Source organism: candidate division WOR-3 bacterium, assembly GCA_016934535.1.
Lineage (GTDB): Bacteria > SDB-A > SDB-A > SDB-A > SDB-A > JAFGIG01.
Window position 1 is genome coordinate 1 of the sequence record JAFGSQ010000066.1, and the last position, 12,615, is coordinate 12,615.

9 protein-coding genes are annotated in these 12,615 nt (G+C 42.5%); 6 read left to right on the top strand and 3 right to left on the bottom strand.

The window, feature by feature from the left end:
- The first annotated feature begins 94 nt into the window (after positions 1–94).
- A complete protein-coding gene (locus JXL83_09355) occupies positions 95–4,114 on the top strand; it encodes a tetratricopeptide repeat protein (GenBank protein MBN2364324.1) in 4,020 nt (1,339 codons plus the stop codon).
- Between the two features lies 1 nt (position 4,115).
- Positions 4,116–4,445: a divalent-cation tolerance protein CutA gene (locus JXL83_09360; protein MBN2364325.1), complete on the top strand. Its 330-nt coding sequence runs from the start codon at positions 4,116–4,118 to the stop codon at positions 4,443–4,445.
- Here JXL83_09360 and JXL83_09365 read toward each other — a convergent pair.
- Genes JXL83_09365 through JXL83_09375 form a run of 3 tightly spaced genes read right to left on the bottom strand, consistent with a single transcriptional unit; the run spans position 4,442 to position 8,250 of the window.
- Positions 4,442–4,975 carry a fumarate hydratase C-terminal domain-containing protein gene (locus JXL83_09365; GenBank protein MBN2364326.1) on the bottom strand — a complete coding sequence of 178 codons (534 nt, stop codon included), beginning with the start codon at positions 4,973–4,975 and terminating at the stop codon, positions 4,442–4,444. The genes JXL83_09360 and JXL83_09365 overlap by 4 nt on opposite strands.
- Positions 4,972–5,811, bottom strand: coding sequence for a fumarate hydratase (locus JXL83_09370; GenBank protein MBN2364327.1), 840 nt, complete (start codon positions 5,809–5,811; stop codon positions 4,972–4,974). The genes JXL83_09365 and JXL83_09370 overlap by 4 nt, the downstream gene beginning before the upstream one ends.
- A gap of 9 nt (positions 5,812–5,820) precedes the next feature.
- On the bottom strand, positions 5,821–8,250 hold the full coding sequence (locus JXL83_09375) for a T9SS type A sorting domain-containing protein (protein MBN2364328.1): 2,430 nt from the start codon (positions 8,248–8,250) through the stop codon (positions 5,821–5,823).
- Between the two features lie 27 nt (positions 8,251–8,277).
- Between JXL83_09375 and JXL83_09380 the strand changes: the two genes are divergently transcribed.
- Genes JXL83_09380 through JXL83_09395 form a run of 4 tightly spaced genes read left to right on the top strand, consistent with a single transcriptional unit; the run spans position 8,278 to position 12,574 of the window.
- Positions 8,278–10,515, top strand: coding sequence for a patatin-like phospholipase family protein (locus tag JXL83_09380; GenBank protein ID MBN2364329.1), 2,238 nt, complete (start codon positions 8,278–8,280; stop codon positions 10,513–10,515).
- A gap of 42 nt (positions 10,516–10,557) precedes the next feature.
- The gene (locus JXL83_09385) at positions 10,558–11,082 is read left to right on the top strand and encodes a hypothetical protein (GenBank protein ID MBN2364330.1); all 525 of its coding nucleotides are present in this window, start codon (positions 10,558–10,560) and stop codon (positions 11,080–11,082) included.
- 32 nt (positions 11,083–11,114) lie between these two features.
- Entirely contained in the window at positions 11,115–12,002 is an 888-nt protein-coding gene (locus JXL83_09390) for a CAP domain-containing protein (protein ID MBN2364331.1), read from the top strand.
- A complete protein-coding gene (locus JXL83_09395; protein MBN2364332.1) occupies positions 11,999–12,574 on the top strand; it encodes a GNAT family N-acetyltransferase in 576 nt (191 codons plus the stop codon). Before JXL83_09390 ends, JXL83_09395 begins: the two co-directional genes overlap by 4 nt.
- The last annotated feature ends 41 nt before the right edge of the window (positions 12,575–12,615 follow it).

Consider the following 12,615-nt stretch of genomic DNA (forward strand, 5'->3'; position numbering starts at 1 on the left):
AATCCCGACAATCCCCTAAATGCCAGAGACCCTTGTGGACAAATGAATCTCTTCAATTTATAATGATTTTATTAGGACACTAGTGACCTGAAATATGAACACATTCGTACCTGAAATTATACTCGACGGTTATACGTTTGGTAAAAAACGCGGTTCTTTCAACGGAGCCGTTATGTCGGTTGACATCAAAGGTTTTACCGAGATGACGAGCGAACTTATTAAACACGGTAAAGAAGGAACTGAAGTGATTTCTGAAATGACGACCGGTTTGTTCGACAAATCTCTCGATTTGATATACGAATCAGAAGGTTTTGTTTCATCTTTCGCAGGAGATTCTTTCACGGCGGTTTTTAATGAACAGGGATCCGGAAAACACAGCTGTGCCTCAATATGCCTTGCCGTTGCGATAAAATTGAAAGACGAATTGAAAAAAATAAGTATAGTCGAAACTGAATTCGGTACGTTCAATTTTTCTGTGAGAATAGGATTGGGTCAAGGTAAAGTATTCTGGAAAATAATTGAACATGAAAACGAAAAAATTTTTTACTTCCGGGGAAAAGCGATAGAAAAAGCCGTCGCGGCCCAGAAATCGGCCGAACCGGGTTCAATTTGCGCCGAAAGAGGCATGCAAGAATTTTCCGGTTGCGAAGGCACCGGATTTAACGATACGAAGAACTGTAATCTCATGGCATTGCATGACAAAATTGACAGAAAGTTTGAAGCAGATCAGCATCCGAAAAATTCGTGGCCGGAAAAGTTAATAAAGAGTTTTACGGGAGAACATGAGTTCGGATTTATGATTCCGGAATTCAGAGAAGTAATTTCGGTTTTCATCTCCTGTAAAAAAAGCAAAACCATTGACGCTCTTACTTCTAAAATCCTTTCAATGAAGAAAGAATACGGATTTTCTCACCCGCACGTGGATTTCTTGAATTCTGATCCGTCTGTCGTAATCTTTTTCGGCGCTCCGGTCTCTTATGAACGAAATGACTCAAAGGCAATGAGTTTTTTACTGGCTTTAGCTGACTGGGCAAAGGGAAAAATCAGGATCAAATGCGGGGCTTCAAAAGGAACCTGCTACTGCGGATTCAACGGTGGTTCTGAGAGAAAAGAATTCATGTGCCTGGGCGATACGACAAATCTCGCGGCGAGGATGCTCAACCGCGCCTGTTGGGATCAGATTTTGGTCGATGAAAACCTTTCAAAAGTGAAAGGATTCGTTTTTTCGTTTTTGGGAGAGTATAGATTCAAAGGAAAGGCAGAAGATATAAATACCTATGTCTTAAATGCAGTCTCCGAAAGGCAAGCCGTGACATTTTCCGGATCAATCGTAGGCAGAGAAAAAGAGAAGAAAAAACTGATCGATTTCCTGCTTAAACTTAAAGAAAAAGAAAACGCCGGCGTCGCTGTTGTTGAAGGCGAACCTGGCGTGGGAAAAACCCGACTGGTGTCGGAAATAAAAAAAAGCGCTCAAAAGAAAATGAATTTTGTAAACGAAATATCATGGATTTACATGCCTTGCGACGAGGTGTTAAGAAAAAGCTACGGACCGGTTCAGCGCATGATTAAAGATTTGATCGAATACGAAGAGAACGGAGATCTGAAGCAGGTTAAAGCAGGATTTGAAAAAAAATTCAGAGAATTTCTTGAAAAAATTCCTGAAACAGAAATTAAAAATGAAATAGAAAGCAGAAAACATATTTTCGCGTCATTTTGCGGAATTAGCGTCAGAAACACATATTTTGAAGCGCTTCCTGAGAAAAGCAGGTTTGAAGCTACCGTGGTGGCAATTAAGAGTATCATCAAAGGCGCTTCGCTGATAAAACCCCTCGTACTCGAAATTGATGACAGTCAGTGGATCGATGAAGACATGCTTATTTTGCTGAGGAGATTGTTTGTCAATGTCGAAAAATATCCGTTTGCAGTAATCACAGAAAAAAGACTGTCTGACAAAAGCAGCGCTCTTGATACAGTCCCCAAAGAATATGTGAGATTACGTTTACAAATCCGGAATTTCAGTTTACCTGAAATTACACTTCTTTCAAAATCTGTCGTCCCTGGACTGGAAATCGGGAGCGCTTTCCTCGATTTTATAGAAAGATTTAGCGGGGGAAATCCTTTTTTCATTGAGCAAATAATACATTACATGGCTGAAAGAGGTGTCGACGCCGGGAATTTTGACGAGACAAGACTTGAATTTGAAATACCCTCAGACGTTAACAATCTGATAGTTTCGAGAATCGACAGACTGACTCCGGAACTTAAAACTGTTGTAAAAGCCGCAACAATACTCGGTACGGAGTTTTCATCGGACGTTCTCACCGAAATGCTCGGGGGTTATGACATCGATTCCCACCTTTTTGAAGGTGAGAATCAGTTTTTGTGGACGAAATATTCGGGAAGTAAATACAATTTCAGGCATGCGATGATAAGAGAAACTGTCTACGGGATACAATTAAAAAAGGACCTGAGAAGACTTCATTCGACTGCGGGCAGGGCGATTGAAAAAATAAACAAAATGTCCCTGAAAAATGTTTACGCTGAACTCGCGTATCATTTTGAAAAAGCTTCGGATGAAACAAATTCAATCAAGTATCTGAAATTAGCCGCTGAACAGGCAAAGCGGAATTACAGAAATGAAGAGGCGGCTTATTATTTCCGCCGACTCATAGAGATTACTGAGAAAAAGATTTACAAGGCAGAAAACAAGACTGAGCTGATAAGAGACAAGACTCTCTATTTGAAAAACAAAGCTTACGTAAAATGGCAGTCCGGAAAATGGCGGGAAGGTATTACACTGATTCTCAAGGCGTTAGAATCGGCGATTATTCTGCCGGATAAAAAACTGAAGGTAATGGTCATGATAGATGTTGGAACTTATTACCAGAATATTGGCGAGACGACTAGAGCCGGAAAGTATCTTAAAGAAGCAAGACGCTTGAGCAGAAAAGAAAGTTCCTCTGAAATACGAGCTTTGAGCGATTATTCGCTGGGTGAATTTTATATGGACAGGGGGAATTATTCTGAAGCGCTTTCACTTTTAACTTCTGCTTTGAATTATTACAAAAAAAACAAAAAAGAAGCGGAAACCGGAAAAGTTTCAGGAAGCATAGGACTTCTGCATTATTACAAGGGAGAATATGAAAAAGCAAAAAAATATATTTCTGCCCATATAAATATTGCGAGAAAACAGAAAAACCTCTATCAGGAGATGAGAGGACTTGGAAACATCGGAATTATGTACGACGATCTGGGTGATTACCGGAGTGCCAGGAAGATATTTTTGAAAATAATGAGACTGTCGAAAAAAACCGGATACAGACACGCAGAGGCTAGAACTTTAGGAAACCTGGCCGGTGTTTATTTGGCAATGAACAAATACGAAAAGGCACTGGATTATTTCCGGGAGCAGATAAAGATATCGATCGAGATGGGAGACGACCTGGGGGCAAAGTTTCCCCTCATCAACGTCGCTTCAGTATTCGTCTCCCTTGGAAGATACGAAGAGGCTGAAAGAGCACTGAACGAATTTGCCCAATATTCATTAAAATCAACCGACAGGAGAAGTCATGCGGTCAGTCTCGGCATATACGCAAAAATAGAATGGAGGAAGAAGAATTTCAAAAAAGCACTCAGACTGTTTACACAAGCCATTGATAAACTGGAGAAGATGAAAGTCAAATACTATTCATGTTTTTTCAGGATCGAAAAAGCTTTCCTTCTTCTTGACAACGGAATGCACACTAAAGCTTTAAAAACACTCGGAAAAGCGGGCCTTGAAGCTGAAAAGCTGAAAATTTCGAATTTAATTCCGTTGGCCGATATAACCAAATGTGCGTGCAATTTTTCACTGACAAAAAATGAAAAAAATAAAATTCTTTGTTTCAGAAAACTCGTTGACCTGGCCGAGAATTCCAGCGATCAAAGTGTCAGCGCCAAGGCTTATTATTATTTGTGGTCTCTGACGAAAGAAGATTGCGGTTTTTCATCGCCTGTTTCACCAGACGAATTCAGGAACAAAGCTTTAAGGATATTCGAATCAGTTTATAAGAAAACAGGCAACGACGAATGCAGATTGTATGCAGAAAGAATAAAAAGTTGTTGTAAGGAGTAAAATGAAAACGATATTGGTTTACATGACGGCGGAAAATATTGTTGAAGCCGAAAAGATATCAAAAGCGCTTGTCTCAAAAAGGCTCGCGGCATGCGCGAATATAATTGACGGAGTCAAGTCATTTTATCATTGGAAAGGCAGAATCGAAAAATCGAAAGAAGCCGTTATTATAGCCAAGACGACTTCTGAACTGCTTGAACCTTTGACGTCTGAAGTCAAAAAGCTTCACAGTTACGAATGCCCGTGCGTAACCGCTTTTGAGATATCGGGGGGAAACGAAGATTATTTATCGTGGATAACCGAAAGCGTGAAAAAGCAGCGGGTTGGTTAACCGCGAAAAATGTAATCGCCCCAAAGATCCGCGAAGACAATAGAAGGCATTTCAGAAACAGTCAGTTCGCAAAGCGCTTCGTTTCCAAGATGACCGTGGGACAGTGTTGTCGCGTCTTTGACTGTTCTCGAAATCAGAGCGGAAAGTCCTCCCGGAAAACCGAGATAAACACAGCCCATGCGGAGCATTTCTGACAAAAATGCATCTGAAACCGCTCCTTTGCCGATGACGGCTTTAAGTCCGAAGGAAAGAAGAAGGGATAGATTGCTTTCCATTCTGTATGTTGAAGTAGGTCCGACTGCGAATTTATTGTTGCTTTTGTCTATCACCGAAACCGAACTGAGAAACAAACATGAACCGGGAATTTGAAATGGCAGGTTTTCGTTTGCTTTAATCCGCGGAATTATTTCCGATAAAGTAGAGTCTCTGGCGGCGATTACATTTCCGTATATTAATACCCGATCGGCGCATTTCAGCTCCTTCAGAGATTCTTCGTTTTTGACCGGAAAATCGAGACTGCGAACGGTCATATCACGGCGCGAGCCTTTCTCGCGGCACAGCATAGAAAAGATACTGAAACGGGGTATGTCGAAATGTGCCGGGGAAAAGTTTCAATGAAAAGGTCGAGAGCCGTCGGGCGGCCTCCGAAACCTGCAGGACCTATGCCGATAGAATTTATTTTTTCGAGCCATTTCATTTCAATGTCTGCCATTCCGGGGTCAGGATTGCGGGTACCCAAATCCCTCAGGAGAGATTTCAAAGACAAAAAAGATGCGCGGTCAGCAGTTCCGCCGGTGCCTATTCCTATTATCAGCGGAGGGCAGGCATTTAATCCATGTTTGCGGACTGTTTCTTCGACGAATTCATACATGTCATTTTCACTGGCGTCGGGAAGGAACATTTTTGAACGTCCCGAATTTTCGGATCCGCCTCCTTTGAGAAGCACTGTCAGGCTGATGTTATCTCCTTCGACCAAAGAAACATAAACGGAAGCCGGAGATGAGCGGATCAGGGAGTTGTTTCCGGTCAAGAAATCAGAGACCATGGATTTCCTCAAAATCCCTTTTTCACCGGCTCGCCTTACTCCTTCGTTAATTTCGTTTTCAATGTCGACGCCTGAAAGAATAACGCCTGTTCCGATGTCGGCAAAAACGCATACTACACCAGTGTCCTGACAAAGGGGCCTTTTTTCACTTTGAGCTATTCGGTTATTGTCAAGAATCAACTTAATTATTCCCGGGTTTTTTGGATTATCTTTTAAATATTTCTCGTAATATGCTTTGACATCAGAGCTGAGGGATTGCGAGTTTCTCTCGCAAAGGTTGAATACAACGGATTCAATCTGTCCCTTTTCCAGGAGTCTCATATATGATTTTTATCTGATAAACAAAATTTTATTCGTGCTTGTTTCATTTCCGATAAGAAGATTGATGAAATACACCCCTTTCGGAGACAATGAACCGGAATTATCCCTGCCGTCCCAAACGAACTCGTAACTTCCCGGGAGCCGGAATCCGTCAAATATCGTTTTGACCAACTGTCCCGCCGCGTTATAAACCCTAAGTTGAACAACGAGACCATTCTCTAAGGAAAATATTATCCTGACCGAACTGCTGAATGGATTGGGGTATGACAGAAACGAACAATTCTGTGTCGGGGCAGTTTCATGGCTTTCATCAACATCTGTAAATATACTCCCATAGTAACAAGCCATATTCGCCGATAAAAATCCACCGGCAAAAGTATAATTACCGCAGGCAAATATGACTGATTCTTGAATTATTATATTTGTTACTGAATCGTTATATTCATTGCCCAATCCGCCCCCGACTTCTTCCCATGAATTACCGTTCCATTTAGTTATTTTATCGGCGAAGAAATTATCCCCTGCTTCAGTAAACATCCCTCCCACATAAACAGCATCATCGGACAAAGTAATTACTGACACGGAATTGTTAAAACATCCTCCGAGGTCTTCCCAGCTTGTTCCGTTCCAAAGAGCGAAAAAATCAGCGTTCGGATTTCCTCCCGCGTTGGTGAAATATCCTCCTGCGTAAATTCCTTCACTATTAACAGCTATAGCTTTTACAACATTGTTCAATCCTCCGCCTACATCTTCCCAAGAAACACCGTTCCATTTTGCAATATAGTCCGCGTCTGGATTTCCTCCAGCGTTGGTGAAATTTCCTCCAACGAAAATATCACCATTATAAAAAGCTATCGTATAAACAATATTGTTCAGTCCTTCTCCGAGGTTTTCCCAGTTTGTTCCATTCCACACTGCTATGTGGTTTGCATCGGTATTACCTCCAGCGTAAAAAAAATCTCCTCCCGCATACAGCAAACCGTCTTTAACTGCTAACACGAAGACTGAAGCATTCAATCCGTTTCCGAGCGGCACAAAGTTTGTCCCGTCCCATTTGGTAATGTTTCTATTCAATGCAGAATTTCCTGCTGAAGCAAAATAACCACCGATGTACAAATCACCCGAATGAAGCAACGAAGTAAAAATTTTTCCTGAATGAATTATCCCATCTCCCAATGAAACCCACTGGGAGCCTGTCCATTTTATCAAACTTTCGCTGTATGGCACGCCGGGTCTCGCAGGAAAATATCCGCCGACAACAATTTCCTCTCCTAAAAAAGCCAAGGTATTGACTGTGGAAAGAATATAATCGTAATAAATCCCTCCGCCTATAGGACGCCAGGTTACGGATGGTGTTTTAGCCACTTTATCCGCCAGGGGATTTTCTCCGGCATTCTGGAAAGATCCTCCTATGTATATACAGTCGTTGTCAAAGGCAAATGAGCTGACGAATCCGTTTAAGCCGTTTCCATAAGAATTCCAATATCTGCCATCCCACAAGGCAAAGTAATCTGCGTCCTGGTTGCAGGAACCTGCATTGGTAAAATAACCGCAGGCAAAGAGGTAGTTGTCTTCCACTAATATGAAGTTTACAGTGTTGTTGATAATGCTGTAGGAAGTGTTTTCAGAAATAGCCTGCCAATCGCCATTTTTCCACTTTGCTATATAATCAGCTGTGTTGTTGTTACCGGCATATGTGAAACTGCCACCGGCGAAAACAGCGGAATCCGTATATTCAATAGTCAAAACTCTTCCGTTCAGGCCTTCTCCCATTGGATTCCATGAAGAATTTTCAAGGTAACAGATCCTGTCCGCGTCGGGATCACTTCCTGCGTCAGTAAAATCTCCGCCAATGTATATTCGATTGTCTTTGACTGTAATGGCATACACTGGCGCGTTCAGTCCGTTACCGATTGAATTCCAGTTTAATCCGTCCCATTTTGCAATATAATCAGCGTTGGGGTTGCCTCCTGCATCCGTAAAGTTACCTCCTGCATACAAAACGTCTGAAAGGCAAGCGATAGCGAAAACGTATCCGTTAAGACCTTCTCCGAGGGATTGCCACGAATTTCCATTCCATACGGAAATGTAGTCGGCGTAATTATCCCCACCTGCGTTAGTGAAATGGCCGCCGGCGATTATTCCATTCTCAAAAGGCGCAATTATTCTCACATATCCGTTTAAACCAGAACCGAGAGAACTCCAATTGTTGCCGTCCCATTTTGCAATGTAGTCTGCGTAAGAAATACCTCCCGCGTCTGTGAACATGCCACCGGCATAGATATACCCGTCATTTTTGCAGAGGGTCAATACGGTGTTGTTGACTCCTTCGTCAAGAGGCATCCAGTAATGAGCGCAAACAGCTTGTGGAATGAATAAAATACAGACGCTTAATAATCTAAATCTCATTTTCAAGCCTTTTTTAGTATAGTATAGCATCTGTGAATGATACCCGCCTGTATTTTTATGGAAAATGGAATAAAACCTCTCGAGTTCATTGGAATATGCCGGGCACTTGTGTATAATGTCCACATGACTTTTGTCTCAGTTTTCATTTTATACATTTTGCAATCGTTTCTGACTCTGCAAAGTTCAAACGACCGCGAAACAAGGATCGGTCTGGTTCTCAGCGGAGGAGGGGCGAGGGGTTTCGCTCACATAGGTGTTTTAAAAGTTCTTGAAGAAGCCGGATTCTCTTTTGATTTCATTGGCGGAACGAGCATGGGTTCCATTGTCGGAGGACTTTACGCTTCCGGTTACACGGCGGGGGAAATCGAAAGCCTCACGACGGAAATCGATTGGAAAGACTTGTTCAACGACGAAGTAAAAAGAAGAGATCTGCCTTTTGACGAGAGAAGTTATTCCGGAAAATACATAGGAGGTCTGGATTTTGAAGGTTATAAACCCGTATTACCGCTCGGGTTGATTGAAGGGCAGAGGATCGAAGCCCTTCTGTCCCGCTTGACATGGAAATCAAACACAATCGAGGATTTTTCCGATCTGCCGGTTTCTTTTATTTGTCTGGCGGCAGACGTGGAAAGATCTCAGGCCGTAGTTCTGAATAATGGTCTCCTTTTCGAAGCGATGAGAGCGAGCATGGCTATTCCGACCGTATTTACTCCCGTCATGATAGACAGGAGACTGCTTGTCGACGGGGGAACGATAAGGAATTTTCCCGTTCAGGACGTCAGGGATCTCGGAGCGGATTACATCATCGGAGTGGATATCGGCACTCCGACAAAACGATTGTCGGATCTCCGTTCCGCAGTAGACATAATAAATCAGGTAATAGGTTTCAGGAACACGGAGACGAATCTTGAACAGCGAGCCATGTGCGATCTTCTAATAACTCCGGATCTTCAGGGGTATTCAAGCTACGATTTTTCTGATCCGGATTCACTTGTACGCCTTGGCGAAATTGGCGCCAGAGAAGTTTTTGACAGGCTCGAGTTTGTGGCCGACAGCCTGAGAACAGAAGATGTCACCGGAACGAGAAGCGTTAATTTCACGGAGGATTCGATTTTCGTGGAAGACATCTATGTTATGGGCCTCAGGGAAGTGACAAGAAATTTTGTCGTTTCTTCATTCGGTCACCAGACTCCCGGGTGGCTTGACGCAAAGAAGATAGACGAAGGTGTGGAAAGAATTTACAACACGCTGTTTTTCAGAAAGGTCAATTACAGGATAAAAGCGACCGACACGGCATACGTTCTGGTGCTTATTGTCGAAGAAAACAAGAACGACCGCATAAATCTCGGTTTGCGATACGATTCGTACAATAACGCTCAGATGCTGGTCAATCTGACGATGAGGAATTTTCTCGTTCACAGTTCAAAGTTCGTATTAGACCTGAAACTGGGCGAAGATTATTCTTTCGGTTTTAATTACTTTCTTTTCACTATGCTCGGATACGTGAGAAATAAAACAGGGATTATTCTGTCTGCGGGACTGGATCAGAAATATTTTTATCTGTATCATAACGGTGACAGATTCGCAAAACTCGACTTTAAATCCCTTTACAGTTCACTGTCGGCGGGATTGACCCTTTACAACAACATCTGCATGAGCGCGGGAGTTAAATTCGACTTTTCTTCGCTGAAGCCGTCTGTGGCGCCTATAGATTTCAAAAACAGCAAGTACGGCGGGTTTGTCTACCGAGGCACTCTGGAAAGTGATTATTTGGACAGGGCATATTTCACGAGGTCAGGCTTCAAAACTCTGTTTGAGATCATTGTTGCAGACAAGAATTTCGGTTCCGAAGAGAATTTTATCAAATTAAGTGCGGACCTGTCATTTTTCATACCGGCAGCAAAAAGAACCGTTCTATTCGGAGGTGTCTGGGCGGGATTTTCCGAGGCAGATTCCCTGTCAATCCAAAACCGTTATTACACTGGCGGTCACAAAGGCACTGCATGCTATAATACTTTTCTGGGAAGTGAAAACATGGAATTGACGGGAGAACAGATGGCGGCATTCAGGGTAGGTCTTCAGTTGGAACCTTTTGACGACAGATACATTGAATTTCAGATTAACGCCGCGAAAACAGCGAAAGAGGCTGATGAAATATTGATTCCTGAAAATATTTATTACGGGGCGGGAGTAACTTTAGGAGGGAACACCCCAATAGGTCCTGTTTTTCTTTCAATTGCAGGTAAAGACGCGGAAAATATTAATCTTTACATCAATATCGGCTATGACTTTTAATATGTTGAAAGTATCATCCGTAGAAGACAAAAAGGAGTGAAAATGAAAAAATCGATTTTTGCCCTGATTCTTGCTGTTCTGGCGGTCTCTTTATCGGCGGAAACAATAAACAGTATCAGAGAAGCTTACAACGAAGCGAATAAAATGATACAAAATGAAGAATTGTACAGGACTGAAATTTCGGTCAACAGTTCAGACATGCCCTTTCCCGCAGTCGGAATTTTCAACAAATCTGTTGTCTGTTATTGGGCTTGCGAGCCCGAATCGGACGATTTTTACAGATTGATTAAAGTGCATTGCAAACTGATAATATCCGCTTTCGAAGAATACACGGAGGTCCTTTACAATGACATGGGTCAGCCGATATTCTGCTACAAAAAAGGCGGATACGGAGAACAGGAAGACAGAGAGGAGAGATATTATTTTTCAGATTTAAAACTGATAAGATTGATATCAGGCGGAGATACGTTCGATTCTCCAGGCAATGAACAATTATCGGAAGCTGAAGAAGTGCTCAAAGAGGCGGAGAATTTTTATAAAGCTTTCGCTTTTTTGCACTCGGATTGATAAATTAAAAACACTAATATTTTGCAAGTACGATGAAAAACAAATATTTTACAGTATTCCTGATACTCTCTGTCATAGGTACGGGTTTATTGAGCCAGGCGAACCCGGCACTGCACGAATACGAGCTTAAAACCCACGAACTCGTAAATGATTTCAGAGAATCGGCGGGATTGAAAAGACTCGACTTCGATGAAACTGTCGCCGACCAATGCAGGGAGCACAGCAGATTTATGGCGGCTTTATCCGGATCGCTCTCGCACGATGGATTCCGAGACAGAGTGAAAAGAATTCAGGAAACGATACCGCTTCGATCTGCCGCTGAAAACGTAGCAAGCAACCTGAACACTCCGGATCCTTGTTCCACAGCTGTGACAGGCTGGATAAACAGCCCCCCGCACAAGGAAAACATGGTGAACGACTGGGATATAACGGGAATAGGCGTTTCTATTTCTCCGGAAGGCAAATTCTATTTCACGCAGATATTCGTCCTTTTACAGGACACTGCGCTCAACGAAACATACACCATCGAGGAAATAGAAACAGGCTTAAAATCATTAACAGACGATTACAGAGCCGCGTCGGGAGCAGTACAGATTGCATGGAGCGACACTCTCTCTTCGATCGCCAGGCAAATAAGTCAAGAACTAAGTAAGGAATCTTCTGACAGCAGGAGAGTTCTTTCCTCTCTGACAGACAGTGTGGAGAAGTATTACAATATAGAAAAAGTCGGAGAAATAATATCGACGAGCAGCGGCTTGGAAATACCTCACGAAGAGATATTCGGGCACTGGATGGAAGACAGCGGATACAGATCTTTGTTGGGAGGAGATTTTGATATTGCGGGTGTGGGGATTGTTTTGTCGCCTGAAAACAAACACTTTGCCGTGATGGTTCTGGTAAAGTTAACGGAGAGAAGATGAAATATTTTAAAAAAATAGCGGGGAAAAAAGTTTATTTGTCGCCAATTGACATCGAAGACTGCGAGCAATATACCGAGTGGATGAACGATCCGGAAATTACCGTAAATCTGGATTGTTTGGCCGGCAATTATTCTGTCATCAAAGAAAGAGAAATTTTGGAAAAACTGGCGAAGCATGAATTTGTATTCGCCATTGTCGATAAAAACAGCGATAAACTGATAGGCAACTGCGGGCTTCATAACATAGACACCGTCAACCGGAAAGCTTCTCTCGGCATATTCATCGGGGACAAAGGACATTGGGACAGGGGTTTCGGGACTGAAGCCGTAAGCCTTCTGCTCGATTATTCTTTCAACGCCCTGAATTTGAACAGTGTAATGCTCGTAGTAAAGGAATTCAACAAACGAGGATTAAAATGCTACGAAAAATGCGGTTTCAAAAAAATTGGAATCAGGCGGGAGGCGGCAATAATAGCCGGAAATAAATACGGCGAAGTCATGATGGATATTTTAGCTGTCGAGTTCAAAGAAAACCGTTTCGCAGATTATTTGAAAGATAAAAAACGCTCATGAACGGAATTATGAAGATATTGCATAAATGTATATCGGAAAGA

Coding starts and splice junctions, on each gene's coding strand:
- JXL83_09355 (MBN2364324.1), top strand. CDS start 95: ATGAACACATTCGTACCTGAAATTATACTCGACGGTTATACGTTTGGT.
- JXL83_09360 (MBN2364325.1), top strand. CDS start 4,116: ATGAAAACGATATTGGTTTACATGACGGCGGAAAATATTGTTGAAGCC.
- JXL83_09365 (MBN2364326.1), bottom strand. CDS start 4,975: ATGACCGTTCGCAGTCTCGATTTTCCGGTCAAAAACGAAGAATCTCTG.
- JXL83_09370 (MBN2364327.1), bottom strand. CDS start 5,811: ATGAGACTCCTGGAAAAGGGACAGATTGAATCCGTTGTATTCAACCTT.
- JXL83_09375 (MBN2364328.1), bottom strand. CDS start 8,250: ATGCTATACTATACTAAAAAAGGCTTGAAAATGAGATTTAGATTATTA.
- JXL83_09380 (MBN2364329.1), top strand. CDS start 8,278: ATGGAAAATGGAATAAAACCTCTCGAGTTCATTGGAATATGCCGGGCA.
- JXL83_09385 (MBN2364330.1), top strand. CDS start 10,558: ATGAAAAAATCGATTTTTGCCCTGATTCTTGCTGTTCTGGCGGTCTCT.
- JXL83_09390 (MBN2364331.1), top strand. CDS start 11,115: ATGAAAAACAAATATTTTACAGTATTCCTGATACTCTCTGTCATAGGT.
- JXL83_09395 (MBN2364332.1), top strand. CDS start 11,999: ATGAAATATTTTAAAAAAATAGCGGGGAAAAAAGTTTATTTGTCGCCA.